This window comes from Kosakonia sp. (genome assembly GCF_032104925.1).
GTDB lineage: Bacteria > Pseudomonadota > Gammaproteobacteria > Enterobacterales > Enterobacteriaceae > Kosakonia.
In genome coordinates, this window is record NZ_DAMCGF010000013.1 from 51,147 (window position 1) to 73,655 (window position 22,509).

A 22,509-nucleotide genomic window follows, 5' to 3' on the forward strand; every position below is an offset into this window, starting at 1 on the left:
CAGTTGCACAATCTCTCGCTGCGCTGGCGGCCGGATATCAGGCAGATAAACCAACGGCCCTGCCTGTAATTCAGTTGCAGCCGAAATCCCTTTATTTACGTCTCACACCGCCTCAGTTACGCGCGCCGATCTGATCGAGGGGTATTTTGTTGCGCCCCGACCGCCACGCGGAAAAATTCATCACTGGCATGTGATAAAGCGCCGGTGATAAGCGGTTGATATTAACCAGTTGGCTTATCATCCCCCCCGATGGCAGCCCGGCGCAAAGCGTTGCTTTTGTCAGAGGCGTGCCACAATCAAAGCCGAGATGGTTGTACCTGCGGGCGCGTTAGTCTGGCGCCAGGAATATCGTCGAAGACCTCAGTACCCGCGCAAAATCAGGTGGATAGCGTCATTCAGATTTTGAAAAAATCGGGGTGGGCATCAACCCGATCTATCGCTGGCGACGTCGCTCTGAGTGGGGACGGGCGCGCGTTCGCACGCTTGTGCAGTATCCTCGCCTGGCCGGAAAGCCGGAGAAGATGCCATGTGAGTGCGCGACATTGACCTGCTGGCTGCTGACCGCATCCCGCCGGTGCTGTAGGCCGTCATGCCATGTAATGTCGGCGGGTTCGGCGACTCGGAGAAGGCCGCGAAAGTATTTTTCATCAATGAAATGTCGTTTGTTATGGAAACGCTGAAGGAGTTAAACACCTGGCTGGGGATCGATGTGGTGCGCTTTAATAAATATGCGATGCTGAATATCGGCCCGGAGGGGGGAGGCTAATGCGCGTGAGCGGTCGTAGCCCATACGCAGAAGTCCCGCTTTTTTGTGCAAACTTGCAGAACACGGCTGGCCACACCACATCTGGGCTTATCAGGCAAAAACAGTTTCAAAAAAATTGTGCAAATTTGAGCACTATTGTGCAACTAAAGCAGGGGAGATGAGGGGAAGAAAAGCCGCTCAATTGACAGGAACAGCCTAAGAGATTGGATCACATGTATGCTGCCCGAACCGGAAGCCTGTCTTTGAAAGCCAGATAGTCATAAACAGGCCTGGTGAATGAAAGTAGACACCCACAAACATCATCGTGCTGTGCTGAACGCATCGCAAGTTTCAACATTGAATCTGGTTTCGGATTTTCCTGTAGTTGCTTATAAACTGCATCAAAACCCAACATTCTTACAGATAAAAGCAAAGCGCTTTCAAAAGTCACGACACTATTAATCAAGCGAGAATGCACTGTTGCAATGATAGTTTGGTTGTCCATTACAGCCTGCAAACAACGCTTATCTCCAGTCATGAAGAGGGAGCCTGGGTTTTCCATACAGGAGGCTAAAAGCAATTGCTCACCAATATCAATGTGAGGAACTTTCCCAAGTTCGTTGAATAATTGCTCATTTGTGACCTCTGGTATTTCCTGCACACGATCAAGGAAGTCAGAGACTTTTCTGTAAACCGTATCATTACCACATAGCTTCAACGCTTTTTCAGGTTTACGAGGGGATAACAACTTAAACCGTGCGGAGGGGCTAACAAAAATATCGTGCTCATTTTCATCAAGTATTTCAGGCAGATGCTTAAGCAAATCACACTGCGCAAGTTTCAAAATGACATCATTGTCTGATAAAACGATCACTACTTATGCCCCACAGAGTGCAGTCAGTAACTCCAAATCATCATCGTTAATGGAATCCAGATCGATATCTTCCATAAGCAGCCTTTGAACGATTTCTTGATCCACTGGATTGCCCTTGCAAAGGTACTTAAGGGCATTCGTTGCAACACCCCAATGTTTCAGGCTAAATCCATAGTTCAAAACAACATGTGTCGGGTCTATGGAATTCTCTTCACCATAGGCTTTTGCAGCACGGGCAAGACGTTCAGCAGTCAAATACCGCCCTTTTGGCACAATCCTCAAAGATTCTTTTCCTGCCATCAAACCAAAGGCGTAGCTGTTAGCTTCTCCTTCAAGATCAGTCGTGGCTCCAGAATCAATTTTCCTGTCAACAAACACACCTTCGGCGCTGGCCTTCAGATGCCCTTTTGCTATGTGCCCCAGTTCATGGGCAAGGTCGAAAAACATAAAACCGTATTTTTTAGCCTGGGTAAGAATAATGACCGGACGACCGGCACACATAAGCGCCATGCCTGCCATTTTGCAGGCTTTCTGCGGGAAGTTCTTAATGTAGACGACAGGAATACCTGACATGTGGCAGAACCTAACCAAAGCAGGCAGCGTCACGTAAGGTGATGTTTTTAACAACTGCGCGCGTACCGAAGTCCAATCCAAATCAACATCAGGATCGTAATCTATACCGAAGTTACTCGAAACAATTCGTGCTGCTGAATAGGCGATAGCAGTCGCCACAGTGAGATCATCTTCACCCAGATCTACACGATGCTTAAAACGATGATGCCCATCGAAACAGAAACTAACAGAACCTGAATCATCCTTGAGGCTTTCTGGCGCAAGGCTAAAGATACGAGCTAAATGCAGGCTAGCATACTGCTTACCAGCCGGAGTTTCAGCCAAGCTATCATCCCACCACTCTGGTAGTAATGTTTTTATGTAAGCCTGGTTAAAACCAGCATTGCTTATCTTTTCATATATACGACTCATTGGCTTTTGAATAGTCATGAGAGCCTCCGAAGCATTCCACGCTGTATGTAGCAGCAACCTTATTATTTATTAGTTATGACACAAAAACGCGCACACTATAAGCAGAAAACGGCGAAACTCATAACGATTTCGGTTGTGTCTTCAAGGTGCTATATCGACTTAGAGCGGCTTATATCGGCTTAGTTCTGCGAAATTTAGCCTTCATCCTGCTGATCAGGCTGCTGGTCTGCTGCTTTGCCGCCATCACCCGCGCCGGTGATTTCTCTTCACCGCGCCGGCGTGTAACCAGGCGCCCGTCCACCACGCTGTAAACCAGATCACCGCAGGCGATAGCCGCGCCAGCCATCACCGATTTCACCAGCGCCGGGCTGCTCTCCAGCCCTTTGGCCGCCAGCAATTCCGCGATCATCGTTTCGCGTCCTTCTAATATCGGCGGCGGTGTCGGCGTTCCCCGTTTCCCCCTTTTCCGCTTAACGTCACTGGTTAAACGTTGCGCAATTTCCCGCTTTTCTTTCCGCGTCAGCGCGTCAACATTCAGCGTCGCGCCATCACCGGCAAACACCGCTATTTCTGCCGGTGCAGCTGCGTCGCTGTCGGCATGTAAATCTCCGTCAAACCCTTGCGCGGCCTGCCGCGTACAGTTATTGACAGAACTCCGAGGGGCGGCGCTGCCGCCTGAAAAGCCCAACTTTTCGCCAGTGTCGTCGGCCTTCAGCTTCGGCACGATTTTGTAAGCGCTGGTGCGGGTAAAAATTAAAGAATCTTTTCCCGCCTGCGGCGAATAGACGCCGGAGATCCGCGACACGTCATCGCCGAAGTCATTACCGTTTTCCGTGGTTTCATAACTCAGGCGCACGCGCAGCGCGTCGCGGGTGACCAGCGGCCCGCCCTGCGCCGTGATATACCCGGCCCAGTCGCCGCTATCGGCCGCAACGTGGGCCGGTGAAATGTCCGGGTGAAGCGTGAGATCGCGCTCGCGCATGCGGCGAAGCTCGCGATACACCGTGACCGGCGCGCCGCCGATTTGCTGAAACTGGCGAATCGCCCAGCGTGAAGCCCAGGCGCTGACGCGGCGTGACATCGCTTTCAGATCTTCGCCGGTTTCGTCGTCCTTCTCATCGTCCAGCGCGAAGCCATCGATATTCTTTGCAATGTATTTGGCTATGTAGCCCGTCGCGCCGCCGCGCGCGTTGTCGATCGGCACGACTTTAAAGCGGTTCTCTTCTGCGCCCGGCTCGTTGCCGTCTTCCTCCAGCGCGTACTGGCGGAAAGTGGCGCGCGCCAGCCCGACGTGATCGGGGCGCATGAACAGCAATAAGTGCCAGTGTGGCGTTGCGTCGTGGTGCGGCTCCGCAACGCGGAAACCGAAAACGCGAATGCCGTGGCGCTTCCACGCGGCGCGCACTTTCGCCCACACGTTGCAAAGGTATTTCTGGGTTTTCCGTGGTGATGCGCCGGTGTATTTGTTGTTGCGCTTGCCGTCATGCTGCATCGCGTGAAACTTTGACGGCGCGGTTAACGTATAGAAATCACCAGCCAGCCCTTGTAGCTGCGCCAGATCTTCAAACCCGCGCATTCTGGTCATCAGTTCCCGGCGGCGGTTCGCCGGGTTCGCCACGCTCCCGGCAACTTTATCGATCAGGGATGTGCGTTCGCCGGTGTCCTGGTCTTCCAGCTCCATCGCTTGCAAAAATCTGGTGTTCGCCTTTTTTTGCGCGTGCCACTCGCTGACGCACGGCGCGCTGGCATACGGCGTGGATTTTTTCTGCACGTAACCGGCGGCGATCAGCAAATGTTCGCGCCAGCGCGCGTGAATACGGCGCAGGCGGTTGAGCCACCATTTGGGCGACTCAAGACGCAGCACAATGCGTAATGCGTCTTCCGCTTCCAGCTCTTCATTGCAGTAAGCAGACCAGCCGGGGATCGGCGTATTCAGATGACGCGCCAGCGAAGCAATGCGGCCATAACCGGAAAGCGCAGCGAACGCCGGATCACCGGTGCGGGAAAGCTGGTAATTCGACTCGCGTATAAACTCGCTGGTAAAGATATCGACAAGCGTATACGCGAGGCGTTTTAGCTCTTTTTTCCTCGCCCATAACAACCGCAAAAGCTGCTCGCGCACCGGCAGCAGTGCGCCGGGTGTTACGCCCACCGGCAAATAACGTTCGTTAACGGTGTCGATACGGGAAAGGATGTGGCGTTCGAAGGTGTTAATCAGCCAGCGGTCGCCAGCCCGGCGATCGCGCGCGTCCAGCGTTTCCAGCTTGCGGGCATAGTGGTGGCGGAGGTACTGCGGCAAAGCCGCCAGGCGGCGGCGCAGGAATTTGCAGCGATCGGGCTTTTCGTCTTCTTCGGCCAGATCGGCAAAGGTGAGCTGTTTTCGCGTGCCGTTGGGCGTGAGATAGCCGAAGCCATCACGCCTGGTGTCTATTTCCCGCCCTACCGCTGGCCGTGGCTGATTCCACGCGTAAGCGTAACGGGTAGCGTCTTCCGCACTACCCGGAAACGGTGGCGGATCAGATGGCGCGTAACGCCCGCGATTTACTGCGGTCACGACTAATCAGCCTTATTCTGAAGACTCAGCAGCGCGGCATCGAATTTGTCAGCGTCCATCCACACAATGACCGCGGTTTTTTTCAGGCGGCCATACAGATCCCCCGGCCTGATGCCGGTGGTGACGAATTTCACTTCAGTGTCGCCGTTGCGTTTTTTCGCAGCACCAGTTACAGACTGGTGAAGCGTCTGAAACGACAAATTTTCATCACCGATTTCGTTTAAAAGCTCGGTTAATCCGGCCATCAAAAACCTCCTTGTTATCCATCACGCCGCTCACTTCCCCGGCTTTTTTGCGCGTCTCTTCTGCCCGCGCCGGCAGATCGCTGTACGCTGATGTGATGCAGCGACCAGGCTTACGCACCCGGATCATTCACCGGCACGCGCAGGCGCTCTTCGCCGTCATCCCCGATGGCCAAAATAAAAAACGCGGTTGTTTAACGTGTTCCGTGTTGATAAATCATCCTTTGAAATGTTTGCGGTACTCTTCGTAAATGCCCTGGCACGTCACGCACATGACAACACCGGGAACCGCTACGCGGCGCGCTGCCGGTATGGAACCGCCGCCGCATTCGCACATAAAACGGGACGCGGCCACCGGGCGGCGGCGGGCTATGATGATTTGCCGCTCCCGCTCTTCCAGCCCGCGTTGTTGCACTAAGTCGATGGCGTCCGGCATGGTCAGCCCCTGTGTTTTTCCATCCAGCAGATCAGCGCGATGCTGATGCCGCACAGGAGCACGCCAGCCAGCAAAACGGCGATTTCCATCAGATCGGCTCCCTGACTTTGTTGCGGATAGCCTCAGCCGTGGCGCGCAGCAGCTCAGCGGTCTCTGTGCTGTTCAGCGCGCTGTCGCTGATATGCGTTGCAAGAAGCGCCAGCGAGTTGGCAGTCACATCGCCGCAGCGCAGGCGCTCTTCTTTGCGTGTGTGCTCCGGCAGGCGGCTGAGGGATGGGCTCGCCACCTGAAATTTCCGCTTTTCGCTATTTCTCATTTGCATGTCGTCATGCTCCATATGGCGAGGAAGGCGCGGCAGCGCGTTGCAACTGGTTGCTGATGCGTGTGCGGGTTGCGTCGATAAATTCCATGACGGCGGGATCGGTGGCTTTAAAAGTCACTTCGCCATCGTGCCGGGTTTTGATGGTCATCCCCTCTTCGACGATGGCCGGAATCAATTTATGCAAAATAAAATTAAGCTGGTCGCGTTTTGACAGTACGGTCACGGTGCATCCCTCTTAATCAGATGAGTTTAACCGCCGTCATATTTAAAAATGACGGTAATACAAAAATGATGGTTAAAAAGTGATTGGGTTAGAACGCCTTTTTAAATAATTCGAGCAGCGTGCGTAAAGCCCCCTTTTTTATTTTCCCGGCATAAATAAACGGCTTATTCCTTTCCTTGATAAATTGCACGCGCGCCGGTTCGGGTTTAAAAAATCTTCCGTCTGGCGTTTCAATCCAGCCGCGTGAGTTTTTGAAGTGCGTCACTTTGCAGCCGTGGTGCAGCAGGCTTGCCATCGACGGGCATTCACTTTGCATAGCTGCCACCCCGGCAAATGTTATCAACGGTTCTGATCGCGTCGGCAAGCGCGAAATCACGCCCGTAGTGATTCCCGCCGCTGGAAATAGTGTAAGACGCTCTCTGCGTGAAAGGATTGCGCGGACATTCCTGAATCGTGAACCCGCGATATAAATAAGCGTGGCGACCTAACTTAATTAACTTAGAAGATATAGTCATTCCTATTTCCCCTTTTTTAATTGCTGACTATCAACATCGTGTGAAATAGATTTAATTGCTTTATTGATAATTTTTTTATTCGTCATTATAAATTCACCGCGTTCGGTTTTAATAACGAGCCCTTTTTGCATATCGACTAAATAATTATTTTCTATATTTCCCGGATGGTGAAGCCGGTGACGTCCGTAAAACGTTGCCCGCTGCCCGGTGGAAAGCTGAGGTGATAATAAAAGGCACATAGCTAACCCTCACAGCCCAATCCAGAGCAGCCAGGCGTCGCGCTGTTCTTTGGGGCGGTTGTAGAAGGCATCACGCATTGCGCGGTTGAACTCAGGCAGGTATACCCAGTTTTCTGCGCGTCCTGTTAGCGCGTCCGGGTTCTTCATTGGAATGACCGGCAACTTCCCTTCGCCAACCATATTGGTCACAGCCTTAGCCGTCTTGCCGATCATTTCTGCAAATTTTGCAGCGGGTACTGCATCAATCGGATGTTTAAGCTGAATGTAACTCTCCTGATGTTCCCTCTGCATGTGCAATAATCTCCTTTGGTGTTCGGCGGCTTACAACTCGTTCAGGGGTACTGTGCGCGCCGTTTGCTTGTTTCAATGGTATCAATTGAGACCCAACAAGGAGAAGCATATGGTATCAAATGAGACCCAGTCAACTGCTATTGGGCAAAAAATTCGTGCGATAAGGGATGCAGAAGGTTTATCGAGGACGCAATTCTTTGAATTGACAGGTATTCCTTCAGGCACGCAAAAACACTATGAAATGGGAAGGAGAGAGGGAGTCGGCAGCGAGATATTATTGAAAATCACCCAACATCCTCGCTTTGCAAAATATACGCTCTGGTTAATGACTGATACCACCATACCTGAAGCCGGACAGATTGAACCGGTTCTCTCCCCTGATGGGCAAAGCAGAGAAATTTCTCACCGCTCAGGCCGCAAGACTGGTTAACACTTCATTATGCATTCATCGAATGGATAGAAAGCCATTCGATCTGTAGCAGTACCGGAGGGCTTCGCTATGTCGATTAAGAAGCTCGAAGGTGGTCAATATCAGGTAGACATTTGGCCTCGCGGGCGCAACGGAAAGCGCATCCGCAGGCGGTTTGAGAAGAAACACGAGGCCGTGCTTTTTGCGCGTTACGTGATGGCTAACGCGGATAAGAAAGAGTGGCTGGGCGCGAGCGTAGATCGCCGGACATTAGGCGAATTGCTTGATGCATGGTGGTTGCTGTACGGGCAGGCGCAGGAAAATGGCGAAATTGAAAAACGGCATTTGCTGAAAACGATAACCGCGCTCGGTGATCCAGCGGTTAACCGTCTCAGCAAGCGCACGCTGGCGCAGCATCGCGGCTTACGCCTGGCGGACGGCATTAGCGCGTCCACGATCAATCGCGACATGTACCGCCTTTCCGGCATGTTTAGCGCGTTGATAAAGCTGGAAGAGTTCACGCAAGAAAACCCCCTCAAAGGCCTTGAACCGCTGAAAGAAACCCCGGCGGCCATGACCTATCTAACCAAACCTGAGATCGGCCAGTTGCTTGACACGCTCACCGGCGACGAGCGCCGCGTTGCATTGCTTTGCCTGAGTACCGGCGCGCGCTGGGGTGAAGGCAGCACGCTACGCGCTGAACAGATTATTCACGGTCGCGTGACGTTCCTGAAAACCAAAAACGGGAAAAACCGCACGGTTCCCATATCGGCAGCGCTGGAAAAGGAGATCAGGACCCGGGAAGCCGGGCCATTGTTCAAAGTCGATTATGAAAACTTCTGTGAACGGCTGCGGCAGGTGAAACCAGACTTGCCGCGCGGGCAGGCAACGCATGTGCTACGGCACACGTTCGCCAGCTGGTTTATGATGAACGGCGGGAACATCATCGCGTTACAGCAGATCCTTGGCCATGCGAGCATTCAGCAAACGATGGTTTATGCTCATCTCGCGCCGGATTATCTGCAACATGCGGTGACGTTAAACCCGCTTGGCGGTGGGGTTGCGGTGTGACAATGTTGTCTACGTTTTGTCTACGCCGTTGAAGTCAGTAATCCGTTGTAGCCGCTTAATGCGGTTGCAGCGGGTACTGATTTAGAAGGGATTTCCAGAAATACCTGACAAAAAAAACCCCCACATCGTGTGGGGGAAGACAGGGATGGTGTCTATGGCAAGGAAAACAGGGTTTGTTACTGGTAATGCCGGGTACTACTGCTACTCATAACCATCGACGGAGAACTTTGTTGCATCTGCGCCACTTCGCGCAGTTGCGTCATCCGTTGCTGGTGTTTCTGGTTTAAAACCGCTTGCTGCTCCGGCGTCAGCAGGTTGTACATCTGGTTGCGGACTTTCGCCATTTCAACCTGACGAGCGACTTGCTCCTGCGCCATTTTTTCTGCCTGAGCGCGCACAGCGTTTTCATCAAAATTTTCTGCGGTGACAAGGCGATGCATTGTCTCCATTTCGCTAACATTAACAGGAGGCTGGTCGTGCCGCGCCTGTCTCATTAAATCCCGCATCTGCTGACGCTGATGTTCGGTTAAATTAATACCGTCGAACATATGGCTCTGAACACTACGCTGTGCAAACCCATCAATCGGGTGCCAGTTATCGCCTGTTACGACGTCAGCAGCCTGGCTAACGGTGCTAAACGCCAGCGTTGAGGCCATGACGGCAGCGGTAACGATGCGCATCATTTACTCCAGTAACCTTTTCGTCTCACGATTCAACGATAATCAGTCTACGATTCAGGCTGCAAACATGCGTCAGGGGGTGTAAAACAACGTAAAGTCATGGATTAGCAAGTCTCGATGACGTAATTTCTGCCTCGGAGGTATTTAAACAATGAATAAAATCCTTTTAGTAGATGATGACCGAGAGCTTACTTCCTTGTTAAAGGAGCTACTCGACATGGAAGGTTTCAATGTGCTCGTTGCCCATGACGGGGAGCAGGCGCTCGACCTCCTCGACGACAGCATCGACCTGCTTTTGCTTGATGTCATGATGCCGAAGAAAAACGGCATCGACACACTTAAAGAGCTACGCCAGACACACCAGACACCGGTCATTATGCTGACCGCACGCGGCAGCGAACTCGATCGCGTTCTTGGCCTTGAGCTGGGCGCGGATGACTATTTGCCAAAACCGTTTAACGATCGTGAATTAGTCGCGCGTATTCGCGCAATCTTGCGCCGCTCGCACTGGAGCGAACAGCAGCAAAGCACCGATAACGGCTCGCCTACCCTTGAAGTGGACGCGCTGAGTCTTAATCCGGGTCGTCAGGAAGCCAGCTTTGAAGGCCAGGCGCTGGAACTGACCGGCACCGAATTCACCCTGCTGTACTTGCTGGCTCAACATTTAGGTCAGGTAGTATCGCGTGAACATCTGAGCCAGGAAGTGCTGGGTAAACGTTTAACGCCGTTCGACCGCGCTATTGATATGCACATTTCCAATCTGCGCCGCAAACTGCCGGAGCGTAAAGATGGGCATCCGTGGTTTAAAACCTTGCGCGGCCGAGGTTATCTGATGGTGTCCGCTTCATGATAGGAAGTTTGACCGCCCGCATCTTTGCCATTTTCTGGTTAACGCTGGCGCTGGTATTGATGCTGGTGTTGATGGTGCCGAAGCTGGACTCCCGTCAGATGACGGAGTTGCTGGACAGCGAGCAGCGGCAGGGCGTGATGATTGAACAGCATGTTGAAGCGGAACTGTCGAACGACCCGCCGAACGACCTGATGTGGTGGCGCAGGCTTTTCCGCGCCATCGACAAATGGGCGCCGCCGGGTCAACGTCTGCTGCTGGTGACCAGCGAAGGGCGCGTCATTGGCGCCGAACGCAACGAGATGCAGATCATCCGTAACTTCATCGGCCAGGCGGACAACTCCGACCATCCGCAGAAGAAAAAATATGGCCGGGTCGAAATGGTAGGGCCCTTCTCCGTGCGTGACGGGGAAGACAATTACCAGCTCTATCTGATTCGTCCCGCCAGCAGTTCGCAATCTGACTTTATCAACCTGTTGTTTGACCGCCCGTTATTGTTGCTGATTGTCACCATGCTGATCAGCTCGCCGCTGCTGTTGTGGCTGGCGTGGAGCCTGGCGAAACCGGCGCGTAAGTTGAAAAATGCGGCGGATGAAGTGGCGCAAGGCAACTTGCGGCAGCATCCGGAACTGGAATCCGGGCCGCAGGAGTTTCTGGCCGCCGGCGCCAGTTTCAACCAGATGGTGACGGCGCTCGAACGCATGATGACCGCGCAGCAGCGCCTGCTTTCCGACATCTCGCACGAACTGCGTACACCGCTCACACGCTTACAGCTCGGCACCGCCCTGCTGCGTCGCCGCAGCGGCGAAAGCAAAGAGCTGGAACGCATTGAAACCGAAGCGCAGCGGCTGGACAGCATGATCAACGATCTGCTGGTCATGTCGCGCAATCAGCAGAAAAACGCGCTGGTCAGCGAAACGGTGAAAGCCAATCAAATGTGGAATGAGGTGCTGGATAACGCAGCGTTTGAAGCGGAGCAGATGGGTAAATCCCTGACCGTCAACTTCCCGCCGGGCCCGTGGCCGCTGTACGGTAACCCGAGCGCGCTGGAAAGTGCGGTCGAAAACATCGTGCGCAATGCGCTGCGCTACTCACACAGCAAAATCGAAGTCAGTTTCGCGGTGGATAAAGACGGCATCACCATTAACGTGGACGATGACGGCCCCGGCGTCAGCCCGGAAGACAGGGAACAGATTTTCCGCCCGTTCTACCGTACCGACGAAGCGCGCGATCGCGAGTCCGGCGGCACGGGCCTTGGCCTGGCGATTGTCGAAACCGCTATTCAGCAGCATCGCGGCTGGGTAAAAGCAGACGACAGCCCGCTCGGCGGGTTACGCCTGACGATATGGCTGCCGTTATATAAACGCGCTTAATAACTCGCCCTCTCCGCTCACCGGAGGGGGCGTTTTATTTCCCCAACAACCTGCGTGAATTATCTTCAATCTTGCCGCTCAAACGCCGCTTTTGCATCGTACGTGTCCAGCTCGCCGACAACCCGGCGGCCGACAGCAAGCGATGATATTGCTCATCATCAAACGGCTGAAACCAGGCTATCGCCGCCGCGTCATAGACGCTGACATCGCTCACACGTGAAACCAACTCCAGTGGCGCTTCCGCCGATACATTGCCGCCCGCAATCACCCGATAAAGCCAGCCAGTACGGCCGCTGGACTGCATTTGCGTTGACATGTCGCTGATGCCAAAGTGGAAATTGAGTTTGAAACAGGGCGAACGCGGTTGCGTCACCTGGATCAGCGCGTCGCCCCAGCGAAAAATATCGCCGATAAAGACGTTTTTTTCTGTCAGACCGCTGGTGGAAAGATTCTCGCCAAATGCGGGCGCGCAAAATAAGGCCGCCTGCTGCGGAAACATCTGCGCCCAGTGAGCATAGTGTTCTCGCGGGTAGTGGCACAACGCGCGATCTGTCCCGCCGTGGTAACTTTTCTCCGCCTGCTCGTCCCCGGCGATACCGGTTTCGGTTAGCGTGAGTTCGCCTTCAACCTGCAATTTTGCGATGGCGCTCGGTCGGCTGCCCTGATAATCCTTTATTTTTCCTACAAACACTTCAACCGGATGTTGCATATTCCCTCCAACAGGCTTCGTTCATCACGGTATTACACCACAATTGAGCTCAGACCAAACCAGCAAAAATGAGACATTCATGCACATGCGCGCCGCTGTGCCGTGCTATCACTTACCTTACGCTTTTGAAACATGATTTCATTAATCGAGGAGGCAGTGACGTGACGCAAACAACCCCCTTTTCCGGCGTCTGGTGTCCTTCCATCACGCCGATGGACAGTGAAGGCAACATCGATCTCAATGGATTAAAACAGCATCTTACCCGCCTGACGGCGGCGAAAATCGACGTGGTATTGCTGATGGGCAGTATCGGCGAGTTCGCCTCCTTCACACTGGATGAACGAATAATGTTGATTCGTGAAGCGCGCGGAATGTCGCCCATTTCGATGGTGGCTAACGTCTCTTCCACCTGTTTTAACGACATCCTGTGGATGGCTGATGAAGCCTACCGCACCGGCTATGAAGCCGTGATGGTGCTGCCGCCTTATTACTATGGGCAAACCAGCAACCAGCTTTTAAGCTACTTTCGCGCGCTGGGCAAAGCGATCAGCGGCAAATGGTTTGCCTATAACTTCCCGGCGCGCACCGGCTGTGATTTAACACCCGAGCTGGTCGCGGCGCTGGCCGCCGAATTCCCCGATTTTGCCGGCATTAAAGACACCGTTGATTGCCAGTCGCACACCCGCAATATGATTCTGGCAACCAGGAACGTGCGCGATGATTTCTCAGTGTTGTGCGGTTACGACGAGTATTTCATTCCTACTTTGCTGGCGGGCGGCGCTGGCGTGATTTCAGGCTTAAACAACGTGATGCCGGAGCTGTTCGTTAAAGCGCGGGAGGCGTGGCGACAAAGTGATTTGGCAACCCTGCATCAGGTGCAGCAAGAGATCGGCAAATTTATGGCCATCTACAGCATCGGCGACGATTTTGTTACCACCATCAAAACCGTGGTCTCGCGCAAGTTTGGTTACTGCACCCCCGTCGCCCGTAACTTCGGCGGCACCCTCAATGAAGATCAGTGCAACATTATCGACACCGTTTTTGCTATCCGCTAATGCAAAAGCCGACCTGTAAAGGTCGGCCTCATTTCGTTATTTCACGGTGTTACGTAGCGACATGTCCGCTTCCGCCCCTTTCACTTTTCGTGACCAGACAGACGTCAAAATCGGCACCAGGATCGAGGTAACGATCACCGATGTCGCCACCAGCGCCGTCGCCGCTGGCGCCATCGCTTTGAAGTCTGGCACCATTTCAGCAATCAGCACCGGCGTTGCCACCGCAGCGCCAGCCGAACTGGAAGCCGCCAGACCCGCTGTTCCGTCACCGCCGCCAATCAGTTTGTCGGCAATAATCAGCGGGATCCCGGTGATCACAATCACCGCGACGCCCAGCAAAATCCCCAGCAGCCCGGTTTGCGCAATCACGCTTAAATCGATGGTGTTGCCAAGCGCGAAAGCGAAGAACGGAATCAACGTCTGCACCGCCTTGCTGAAGAACTCGCGCAGTTCCGGGTCGAGATTACCCAGCGCAAACCCCACAAGGAATGGCAGCACCGCACCAACAAACACATGCGGTTCAAAAGAAGCGATACCGGCTGTGCCGAGAATAATCATCGTCATCAATGGGCCGGATTCCAGCGACATCAGCACAAATGCCCCGGCCTCCTCTTTGGTGCCGTACTGCTGCATGATGGAGGCGTACAACCCGCCGTTGGTCATATCCATCGATGCCACCAGCGCCAGCGTCGATAAGCCGGCAAAAAAACCCGCTTCCACGCCATGTTCCGGAATCAACCGCGACGCGATAGCCGCCACCACCCAGGCGATCACGATTTTCGTCACCACCAGCGTGCCGGATTTGCGCAGCACCGTACCGGTCGCGCTCAGTTTGATCGACGCGCCCATGCAAAAAAACCACACCGCAAGGATCGGCACCGTGCCGGTAATCATGCCGTTAGTGAATGAACCGAAGTATTTCCCTGCGCCGGGCGCAAAAGTGTGGCACAGAGCACCGATGAACAATGGAACCAGCATCATCCCGCCAGGGATTTTCTCTATTGCGCGCTTGATTTGCATATCTTCACCTGTAAAAACCGTTCGATTTTTATGGCGCAGGCACTCCGGTTGAACGGAACAACAGCCGCGCGGATGAAGAGAGGGTAGACCCGGATTGATGCGAGAAAAGTGATCAAACAACCATAACAAAACATTATTTCATTATTTTAGGATCAGCGTTCCTTTTGGTTTCTGGCAGGCAAAAAGGAATAAAAAAGCCCCGCCGGCAACGCCTGGCGGGGCTTCGACTCACGCTCTACGGCGTGACGAAAGCGGCTTATTTTTTCGCAGCGAAACGCGCAGCAGCTTCGTCCCAGTTCACCACGTTCCAGAACTCTTTAATGTAGTCCGGGCGGCGGTTCTGGAATTTCAGGTAGTAAGCGTGTTCCCACACATCCAGGCCCAGAATCGGGAAACCGGACGCGCCAGAGATCGCTTCCCCCATCAGCGGGGAATCCTGGTTAGCGGTAGAAACCACAGCCAGTTTGTCGCCTTTCAGCACCAGCCATGCCCAGCCGGAACCAAAGCGAGTCGCCGCTGCTTTTTCGAATTCAGCTTTGAAATTGTCCACGGAACCGAAATCACGCTCGATAGCGGCTTTCAGATCGCCCTGCAAGGTGGTGCCTTTTTTCAGGCCTTTCCAGAACAGGCTGTGGTTAGCGTGGCCGCCTGCGTTGTTACGCAGTACGGTTTTTTTGTCGGCTGGCAGCTGGTCCAGTTTGGTGATCAGCTCTTCAACCGGCAGGCTCGCGAACTCCGGCAAGCTTTCCAGCGCGGCGTTTGCGTTGTTCACGTAAGTCTGGTGATGTTTAGTGTGATGGATTTCCATCGTCTGCTTGTCGAAATGCGGTTCGAGGGCATCGTATGCATACGGCAGAGCGGGCAGTGTATAGCTCATATTCATCTCCATTAAGGGTAAGCGGCTATTGTGTTAACGCCGCGTAAGCAGTTGGTTCATTATAGTTAATTAAATGATATTGAAAATGTTTATCAATGCCGTAGTTTTAATAAGGTTATAACTTTTGGTTATGTTATTGAAATTGTGAAGCCGCTCACCCTCATCACGTGCTCATTGCCAGCCTGCAACGCAACGCGGCAAACGCCTCAAGGTTAATCTTCTGACCGATTTTTACACTCATCGGGTCGGCTGCTCGTATCCCGGCGATAAAAACAAAGAGGATTGTGAAATGAGTAACGCGATTACGATGGGTATTTTTTGGCATTTGATAGGTGCGGCCAGTGCAGCCTGTTTCTATGCCCCGTTTAAAAAGGTAAGAAAGTGGTCCTGGGAAACGATGTGGTCAATCGGCGGCATCGTCTCGTGGTTGATCCTTCCCTGGACTATCAGCGCGCTGTTATTGCCTGATTTTTGGGCTTATTTCAGTTCGTTTAGCGCCTCAACGCTGCTGCCGGTGTTTCTTTTCGGCGCAATGTGGGGCATCGGTAACATCAACTATGGCCTGACCATGCGCTACTTAGGCATGTCGATGGGTATTGGCATCGCCATTGGTATTACGCTGATTGTCGGAACATTGATGACGCCGATCCTCAACGGCCACTTCGATGTGCTGATCAACACCGAAGGCGGGCGAATGACCTTGCTGGGTGTGCTGGTGGCGCTGATTGGTGTTGGCATTGTTACCCGCGCCGGTCAGTTGAAAGAGCGCAAAATGGGCATCAAAGCCGAAGAGTTCAACCTGAAAAAAGGGCTAGCGCTGGCGGTAATGTGCGGCGTGTTCTCTGCCGGGATGTCTTTTGCGATGAACGCCGCCAAACCGATGCACGACGCCGCCGCCGCGCTGGGTATCGATCCGCTCTATACCGCATTGCCAAGCTACGTGGTGATCATGGGCGGTGGTGCGCTGGTGAACCTGAGCTTCTGCTTTATCCGGCTGGCAAAAGTGAAAGATCTGTCACTAAAAGCCGACTTCTCGCTGGCAAAAGGGCTGCTTATCAGCAATATCCTGCTTTCGGCACTGGGTGGCCTGATGTGGTATCTGCAATTCTTCTTCTACGCCTGGGGTCACGCCAGCATTCCGGGGCAGTATGACTACATTAGCTGGATGCTGCATATGAGCTTCTATGTGCTGTGCGGCGGGCTGGTCGGTCTGGTGCTGAAAGAGTGGAAGAATGCCGGACGGCAACCGGTGAGTGTGCTGAGTCTCGGCTGCGTGGTGATCATTGTCGCGGCCAATATCGTCGGCCTCGGCATGGCGAGCTAATCAGGTAGCAACCCGGCTACGATGACGCCACTGACCTGGCGTCATCCCTACCTCACGGCTAAATACCACCGAAAAGTAGTTACTGTCCTCAAAGCCACACTGCATGGCGATTTCACTGATCATCTGCTCGGAGTGCTGCAACAAAAATTGGGCGTGGCAAATGCGCAACTGGCGCAAATAGTGGTTGATGGTCATCCCGGTTTGAGTACGAAACTGCTGGCGCAGCGCCCGCTCGCTGCACTGTTCCTGTTCACAAAAATGCTCCAGCACAAAGCTGCGATTCAGGCTGCCGGAAAGCGCGGTGATGAGCTTATCCAGCAGCGTTTCGCTGTGGGTCGCGGCAAGGTTATCGGTGGCGAAACGGTGGCGTTTTAGGGTCATCACCAGTTGAGCAAACAGGGTTTCCGCCATCAGATTGGCCAGCGGATCGTCCTTCGCGCTCTCATGTTCCAGTTGCGTAATCACCTGCCGCGCCTGCGCCATACCGCTGCTACCAATGCGCCAGTGCGGGTTGGACGGCGCGCCGTTAAGCCCCGGAATATGCGCCGCCCAGTCAAGATTCAGCGTCAGCCGGTCCGGGCAGTAGATAATATTCTGCAACACCAGGTCATTAACCGAGGCGTAAGAGTGGCAATCTTCGGCGCGGATATAAAACAGATCGCCGCGCGTAATGCGGTAAGGCCGGTCATTAAGCACATGCAACCCATTGCCGCGCCACACCATCACCAGTTCGCAGAACTCATGCGTATGTTCCGCAAAGACATTTTGCGGGTAGCGATCGGCCACCACGACCGCCTGTCCGGCGCGCGGAAAAAAGTCTGCTTTACGAAGAATTAACTCACCAGCCACAACGCCACCTCTGCCGTGAACAACCTGACATTATTAACGGAAGCCCGGCTAAAAATCGGTGATAACCTTCTCGTTACTGAAGCAGCGTGTCGCGCCCCTGGCGGATATCGCGCGGTGACCAGTCAAACTCGCGGCGAAACAGCGTCGAAAAGTGGTTACTGTCGCCGAACCCGCAGCGAAAAGCGATATCCGTCACGCTCTCGTCGCTGTGACGTAACATATGGCGCGCTTTAATCAACCGCAGGCGGTTTAAATAGCGCTGCGGCGTCATGCCGGTGGACTGTTTAAGCTGACGATGCAGCGTACGCAACGACAAGCTGAACTGTTCTGCCAGCGACTCCCAGCAAATGTCCTCCGCGAAGTGATCTTCCAGCCACAGCATAAGCTGGTTCAGCCGCGCATCGCTGTTGCCCGCATCTTCCTGCTGGCTGCTTTTACGCAATAACACTAGCAACTGCATAAACAGGATCTCGCGGTTGGCAATGTCATGCGTTGCCACTTCACTGCCCATCTCTTCCATCTGGCTAATGATGCCGCGCACCTGCCCCAGCGTGTGCTGGCTTACCCGCCAGTGCGACGGGTAATGCCCGTCCTGCTCCTGCGGCAGCAACTGGTTCAACCCGGCAAGGAACTGGAACGCATCCGGCGAGCGGTACAGCACATTGGTCAAACAGAGATTATCGGTATGTTCATACAAATGGCGGTCATGATCGCGCACAAAACAGACCGTGCCGCCGCTGATGGTGTACGGCTGACCATTGAACACATGAATCCCCGTACCGTGTTCAACAATCACAATTTCATGAAAATCATGATGATGTTCCGGAAACGCGGCCTGGGGCAATCGCGGTTCAATGGCAACGGGTGATTTACCTGTCGGAAAAAAATCCACGCTATGCAGTACGGTCATGATGGCCCCGGTCTTGAGAAATGTTCTCAAAATAGTAATTAAGGGTTTTCCACCTCACCTTAAATTTTCGACGCCGATTTGCGCATAGCCTGCCGTTTTTTCAAGAAACGGCCGGAAAGATCGGGAAATGTGGTGAGGGTCACAATGGCTGAAAACCTCGCGATTACTGGAAACTGTGAACTCTCTCACGTTCATCTTTGCTTTCTTGCCAGCGCGAAATCGCCACTGTCAGTAGCAAGAAGGTACGACTGCCGCACCCTTTTTAGACTGTCCGCAATGACTCTAAGAAGGACCCGATCATGACTTTTCGCCATTGTGTTGCGGTTGATTTAGGCGCCTCCAGCGGACGCGTCATGCTGGCGCGCTACGACCGCCAGAACCGCACGCTTTCGCTTCGCGAAATGCACCGTTTTGTAAACTGTCTGCAAAAAGTGGACGGCTTTGATTGCTGGGATATCGACAGCCTGGAAGCCGAAATCCGCCTCGGCCTGAATAAGGTGTGCGCCGAAGGCATACAACCAGACAGCATCGGCATTGATACCTGGGGCGTCGATTACATCCTGGTTAATCGTGAAGGCCAGCGCGTCGGGCTGCCGATTGCCTACCGCGATAATCGCACCGATGGCGTGATGCACCGCGCGCTGCAAAACCCCGGCAAAGCCGATATCTATCGCCGCAGCGGTATTCAGTTTTTACCCTTCAACACCCTGTACCAGTTGCGCGCACTGGCAGAACAGCAACCGCACCTGCTGGAACAGGCCGACCACGCACTGCTGATCCCGGATTACTTCAGCTACCGCCTGACCGGCAATCTCAACTGGGAATACACCAACGCCACCACCACCCAACTGGTCAATATCAACACCGATAACTGGGATGAATCCCTGCTGAACTGGGCAGGCGTTCCGGTTCGCTGGTTTGGCACGCCAACCCATCCTGGCAACGTTATCGGCAACTGGATCTGCCCGCAGGGGAATGCCATTCCGGTCGTCGCTGTCGCCAGCCACGATACCGCCAGCGCGGTTATCGCCGCACCGCTGGAAAATCCCGACGCGGCGTATCTCTCTTCCGGCACCTGGTCACTGATGGGCTTTGAGAGCAAAACCCCGCACACCAGCGATGAGGCGCTCGCCGCCAATATCACCAACGAAGGCGGTGCCGAAGGCCGTTACCGGGTGCTGAAAAACATCATGGGGTTGTGGCTGCTGCAACGCGTGCTGAAAGAGCAAAACATCACCGATTTGCCGGCGTTAATCGCCCTCACTGAGCAGCTCCCTACCTGCCGCTGCGTGATTAACCCGAACGACGATCGCTTTATCAACCCGGACAACATGAGCGCCGAAATCCAGGCCGCCTGCCGGGAAGCGGGTCAACCCGTACCGCAAAACGCTGCCGAACTGGCGCGCTGCATCTTCGATAGCCTCGCGCTGTTGTATGCCGATGTGCTGAGCGAACTGGCTTTCCTGCGTGGTAAGCCGTTTACCCGCCTGCATATTGTCGGCGGCGGCTGCCAGAACCAGTTACTGAACCAGCTCTGCGCCGATGCCTGCGGGCTGCCGGTGGTCGCCGGGCCGGTGGAAGCCTCGACGCTGGGCAATATTGGCGTGCAACTGATGACGCTGGATGAGTTAAGCAACGTCGATGACTTTCGCCAGCTGGTCACAGCTAACCACTCACTGATTACGTTTACCCCTAATCCTGATAATGAAATCGCCCGCTATGTCGCGCGCTTTCAGCAAAAACGACAGACAAAGGAGCTTTGCGCATGACCACTCAACTTGAACAAGCCTGGGACATTGCTAAACAGCGTTTCGCCGCTGTGGGGATTGATGTCGAGGAGGCGCTGCGCCAGCTCGACAGGCTGCCGGTTTCCATGCACTGCTGGCAGGGCGATGACGTTGCCGGTTTCGAAAACCCGGAAGGCAGCCTGACCGGCGGCATTCAGGCTACCGGCAATTATCCGGGCAAAGCGCGCAACGCCACGGAATTACGCGCCGATCTGGAACAAGCGCTGAGCCTGATCCCAGGTCCGAAACGCCTGAACCTGCATGCGATTTATCACGAAGCCGAAACGCCGGTCGCGCGTAATGAAATCAAACCCGAACACTTCAAAAACTGGGTGCAATGGGCAAAAGCCAACAATCTGGGGCTGGACTTCAACCCGTCCTGCTTCTCGCACCCGCTGAGCGCCGATGGCTTCACGCTTTCCCACGCTAACGACGAGATCCGTCAGTTCTGGATCGACCACGTGAAAGCCAGCCGCCGCGTTTCCGCTTATTTTGGCGAACAACTGGGTACACCGTCGGTAATGAATATCTGGATCCCGGACGGCATGAAAGATGTCACCGTTGACCGTCTTGCGCCGCGCCAGCGCCTGCTCAATGCGCTGGATGAGGTGATCAGCGAAAAACTGAACCCGGCGCACCATATCGACGCCGTGGAAAGTAAGTTATTCGGCATCGGCGCTGAGAGCTACACCGTCGGCTCCAACGAGTTCTATATGGGTTACGCCACCAGCCGTCAGACCGCGCTGTGCCTCGATGCCGGACACTTCCACCCAACGGAGGTTATCTCCGACAAAATCTCCGCCGCCATGCTCTATGTGCCGCGTCTGCTGCTGCATGTCAGCCGCCCGGTACGCTGGGACAGCGACCACGTGGTGCTGCTGGATGACGAAACCCAGGCCATCGCCAGCGAAATTATCCGCCACAAACTGTTCGATCGCGTCCATATCGGGCTCGACTTCTTCGACGCCTCCATCAACCGCATCGCCGCGTGGGTGATTGGTACGCGCAACATGAAAAAAGCGCTGCTGCGGGCGCTGCTCGAGCCGGTTGAGCAACTGCGCAAACTGGAAGCGGACGGTGATTACACCGCGCGCCTGGCGCTGCTCGAAGAGCAGAAATCCCTGCCGTGGCAGGCGGTGTGGGAAATGTACTGCCAGCGCCACGATACGCCAGCCGGTAGCCAGTGGCTGGAAAGCGTGCGGGCCTATGAGAAAGACGTATTAAGCAAACGTGGCTAATCGCTGCGCATTCATCAGCCCGGTAAGCGCAGCGCTACCGGGCAATAAACGGGAAACAGAAGACTATGCAGACCATTACCGATTCCTGGTTCGTCCAGGGGATGATCAAGGCCACCTCGGACGCCTGGCTGAAAGGCTGGGATGAACGCAACGGCGGCAACCTGACGCTGCGCCTGGATGAGGCGGACATCACATCGTTCGCCGCTGATTTTCACCAGAAACCACGCTATATCGCCCTGAGCCAGCCGATGCCGCTGCTGGCTAACACGCCGTTTATCGTCACCGGCTCCGGCAAATTTTTCCGTAACGTGCAGCTCGATCCGGCAGCAAATTTAGGCGTAGTGAAAGTCGACAGCGACGGCGCGGGTTACCACATTCTGTGGGGACTGGAACATGAAGCGGTTCCGACGTCAGAGCTACCGGCGCACTTTTTGTCGCACTGCGAACGCATCAAAGCCACCGGCGGCAAAGACCGCGTGATCATGCACTGCCATGCCACCAATCTGATTGCGCTGACCTACGTGCTGGAAAACTCCGCCGATTTGATTACCCGCAAACTGTGGGAAGGCAGTACCGAGTGTCTGGTGGTGTTCCCGGATGGCGTTGGCATTCTGCCGTGGATGGTGCCAGGCACGGATGAAATCGGCCAGGCGACCGCCAAAGATATGCAGAAACATTCGCTGGTGCTGTGGCCTTTCCACGGCGTGTTCGGTAGCGGCCCGACGCTGGATGAAGCGTTTGGTCTGATCGACACCGCCGAGAAATCCGCCGAGGTGCTGGTAAAAATCTATTCGATGGGCGGTATGAAACAGACCATCACGCAGCAAGAGTTGATTGCGCTGGGTAAACGCTTTGGCGTGACGCCGCTGCAATCGGCATTAGATCTGTACCCATAACAACATCGCGCCCCGCTCACTGAGACGGGGCGAATCCTC

At 54.3% G+C, this 22,509-nt stretch carries 27 protein-coding genes; 10 read left to right on the top strand and 17 right to left on the bottom strand.

The annotated features are described in order from the left end of the window. Positions 1–589: 589 nt before the first annotated feature. A complete protein-coding gene (locus RT644_RS20340; RefSeq protein WP_313627841.1) occupies positions 590–766 on the top strand; it encodes a hypothetical protein in 177 nt (58 codons plus the stop codon). 208 nt (positions 767–974) lie between these two features. Here the strand turns inward: RT644_RS20340 and RT644_RS20345 are convergent, their stop codons facing one another. The 11 genes from RT644_RS20345 to RT644_RS20395 form a co-directional block, all read right to left on the bottom strand. Next, positions 975–1,619: a hypothetical protein gene (locus RT644_RS20345; protein ID WP_313627842.1), complete on the bottom strand. Its 645-nt coding sequence runs from the start codon at positions 1,617–1,619 to the stop codon at positions 975–977. A gap of 3 nt (positions 1,620–1,622) precedes the next feature. Next, positions 1,623–2,621, bottom strand: coding sequence for a hypothetical protein (locus RT644_RS20350; protein ID WP_313627844.1), 999 nt, complete (start codon positions 2,619–2,621; stop codon positions 1,623–1,625). A gap of 151 nt (positions 2,622–2,772) precedes the next feature. Further along, positions 2,773–5,157, bottom strand: a complete 2,385-nt coding sequence (locus RT644_RS20355; RefSeq protein WP_313627846.1) for a replication endonuclease — start codon at positions 5,155–5,157, stop codon at positions 2,773–2,775. A gap of 2 nt (positions 5,158–5,159) precedes the next feature. Beyond that, positions 5,160–5,402 (bottom strand): hypothetical protein, encoded by a 243-nt coding sequence (locus tag RT644_RS20360; protein ID WP_045512342.1) that lies wholly within the window; start codon positions 5,400–5,402, stop codon positions 5,160–5,162. A 214-nt stretch (positions 5,403–5,616) separates the two neighbouring features. Next, the gene (locus RT644_RS20365; RefSeq protein ID WP_313627910.1) at positions 5,617–5,835 is read right to left on the bottom strand and encodes a TraR/DksA C4-type zinc finger protein; all 219 of its coding nucleotides are present in this window, start codon (positions 5,833–5,835) and stop codon (positions 5,617–5,619) included. A gap of 88 nt (positions 5,836–5,923) precedes the next feature. Next, positions 5,924–6,172, bottom strand: coding sequence for a DUF2732 family protein (locus tag RT644_RS20370; protein ID WP_313627848.1), 249 nt, complete (start codon positions 6,170–6,172; stop codon positions 5,924–5,926). Then, on the bottom strand, positions 6,162–6,380 hold the full coding sequence (locus RT644_RS20375) for a hypothetical protein (protein WP_020455935.1): 219 nt from the start codon (positions 6,378–6,380) through the stop codon (positions 6,162–6,164). The genes RT644_RS20370 and RT644_RS20375 overlap by 11 nt, the downstream gene beginning before the upstream one ends. Positions 6,381–6,468: 88 nt before the next feature. Then, on the bottom strand, positions 6,469–6,696 hold the full coding sequence (locus tag RT644_RS20380) for a phage filamentation protein Fil family protein (protein ID WP_313627912.1): 228 nt from the start codon (positions 6,694–6,696) through the stop codon (positions 6,469–6,471). Further along, complete coding sequence (locus RT644_RS20385) at positions 6,686–6,895, bottom strand: DUF4761 family protein (protein WP_233500432.1); 210 nt, start codon at positions 6,893–6,895, stop codon at positions 6,686–6,688. The genes RT644_RS20380 and RT644_RS20385 overlap by 11 nt, the downstream gene beginning before the upstream one ends. Positions 6,896–6,897: 2 nt before the next feature. After that, positions 6,898–7,134 carry a hypothetical protein gene (locus tag RT644_RS20390; protein ID WP_313627852.1) on the bottom strand — a complete coding sequence of 79 codons (237 nt, stop codon included), beginning with the start codon at positions 7,132–7,134 and terminating at the stop codon, positions 6,898–6,900. A 9-nt stretch (positions 7,135–7,143) separates the two neighbouring features. After that, positions 7,144–7,425, bottom strand: a complete 282-nt coding sequence (locus tag RT644_RS20395) for a Cox family DNA-binding protein (protein WP_020455932.1) — start codon at positions 7,423–7,425, stop codon at positions 7,144–7,146. 109 nt (positions 7,426–7,534) lie between these two features. Between RT644_RS20395 and RT644_RS20400 the strand changes: the two genes are divergently transcribed. After that, complete coding sequence (locus tag RT644_RS20400; protein ID WP_020455931.1) at positions 7,535–7,855, top strand: helix-turn-helix domain-containing protein; 321 nt, start codon at positions 7,535–7,537, stop codon at positions 7,853–7,855. A gap of 69 nt (positions 7,856–7,924) precedes the next feature. Next, positions 7,925–8,905 (top strand): tyrosine-type recombinase/integrase, encoded by a 981-nt coding sequence (locus tag RT644_RS20405; RefSeq protein WP_313627855.1) that lies wholly within the window; start codon positions 7,925–7,927, stop codon positions 8,903–8,905. Between the two features lie 176 nt (positions 8,906–9,081). On the opposite strand, the gene cpxP is transcribed toward RT644_RS20405, so the two are convergent. Next, on the bottom strand, positions 9,082–9,585 hold the full coding sequence (cpxP, locus tag RT644_RS20410; protein WP_020455929.1) for a cell-envelope stress modulator CpxP: 504 nt from the start codon (positions 9,583–9,585) through the stop codon (positions 9,082–9,084). A gap of 151 nt (positions 9,586–9,736) precedes the next feature. Between cpxP and cpxR the strand changes: the two genes are divergently transcribed. Both cpxR and cpxA read left to right on the top strand, forming a co-directional pair. Further along, the gene (gene cpxR, locus RT644_RS20415; protein WP_044489537.1) at positions 9,737–10,435 is read left to right on the top strand and encodes an envelope stress response regulator transcription factor CpxR; all 699 of its coding nucleotides are present in this window, start codon (positions 9,737–9,739) and stop codon (positions 10,433–10,435) included. Next, positions 10,432–11,805, top strand: coding sequence for an envelope stress sensor histidine kinase CpxA (gene cpxA, locus RT644_RS20420; protein WP_045512355.1), 1,374 nt, complete (start codon positions 10,432–10,434; stop codon positions 11,803–11,805). Before cpxR ends, cpxA begins: the two co-directional genes overlap by 4 nt. Positions 11,806–11,839: 34 nt before the next feature. Here the strand turns inward: cpxA and yiiM are convergent, their stop codons facing one another. Continuing rightward, positions 11,840–12,514, bottom strand: a complete 675-nt coding sequence (yiiM, locus tag RT644_RS20425) for a 6-hydroxyaminopurine reductase (RefSeq protein WP_313627858.1) — start codon at positions 12,512–12,514, stop codon at positions 11,840–11,842. Between the two features lie 161 nt (positions 12,515–12,675). Here yiiM and RT644_RS20430 point away from each other — a divergent pair, with 161 nt between their 5' ends. Beyond that, the gene (locus RT644_RS20430; RefSeq protein WP_313627860.1) at positions 12,676–13,569 is read left to right on the top strand and encodes a dihydrodipicolinate synthase family protein; all 894 of its coding nucleotides are present in this window, start codon (positions 12,676–12,678) and stop codon (positions 13,567–13,569) included. A gap of 36 nt (positions 13,570–13,605) precedes the next feature. Here the strand turns inward: RT644_RS20430 and kdgT are convergent, their stop codons facing one another. Both kdgT and sodA read right to left on the bottom strand, forming a co-directional pair. Continuing rightward, on the bottom strand, positions 13,606–14,589 hold the full coding sequence (kdgT, locus tag RT644_RS20435; protein ID WP_020455924.1) for a 2-keto-3-deoxygluconate transporter: 984 nt from the start codon (positions 14,587–14,589) through the stop codon (positions 13,606–13,608). A gap of 256 nt (positions 14,590–14,845) precedes the next feature. Then, on the bottom strand, positions 14,846–15,466 hold the full coding sequence (gene sodA / locus RT644_RS20440; RefSeq protein WP_020455923.1) for a superoxide dismutase [Mn]: 621 nt from the start codon (positions 15,464–15,466) through the stop codon (positions 14,846–14,848). Between the two features lie 289 nt (positions 15,467–15,755). Here sodA and rhaT point away from each other — a divergent pair, with 289 nt between their 5' ends. Further along, entirely contained in the window at positions 15,756–16,790 is a 1,035-nt protein-coding gene (rhaT, locus tag RT644_RS20445) for an L-rhamnose/proton symporter RhaT (protein ID WP_045512363.1), read from the top strand. On the opposite strand, the gene rhaR is transcribed toward rhaT, so the two are convergent. Beyond that, positions 16,791–17,639, bottom strand: coding sequence for an HTH-type transcriptional activator RhaR (gene rhaR, locus RT644_RS20450; RefSeq protein WP_313627863.1), 849 nt, complete (start codon positions 17,637–17,639; stop codon positions 16,791–16,793). Between the two features lie 73 nt (positions 17,640–17,712). Beyond that, a complete protein-coding gene (rhaS, locus tag RT644_RS20455; protein WP_160271433.1) occupies positions 17,713–18,549 on the bottom strand; it encodes an HTH-type transcriptional activator RhaS in 837 nt (278 codons plus the stop codon). 299 nt (positions 18,550–18,848) lie between these two features. Here rhaS and rhaB point away from each other — a divergent pair, with 299 nt between their 5' ends. The 3 genes from rhaB (at position 18,849) to rhaD (ending at position 22,470) form a co-directional block, all read left to right on the top strand. Next, a complete protein-coding gene (gene rhaB, locus RT644_RS20460; RefSeq protein ID WP_313627865.1) occupies positions 18,849–20,318 on the top strand; it encodes a rhamnulokinase in 1,470 nt (489 codons plus the stop codon). Then, complete coding sequence (rhaA, locus tag RT644_RS20465; protein WP_097407369.1) at positions 20,315–21,574, top strand: L-rhamnose isomerase; 1,260 nt, start codon at positions 20,315–20,317, stop codon at positions 21,572–21,574. The genes rhaB and rhaA overlap by 4 nt, the downstream gene beginning before the upstream one ends. Before the next feature lie 65 nt (positions 21,575–21,639). Further along, complete coding sequence (gene rhaD / locus RT644_RS20470) at positions 21,640–22,470, top strand: rhamnulose-1-phosphate aldolase (RefSeq protein WP_020455917.1); 831 nt, start codon at positions 21,640–21,642, stop codon at positions 22,468–22,470. Positions 22,471–22,509 lie beyond the last annotated feature (39 nt).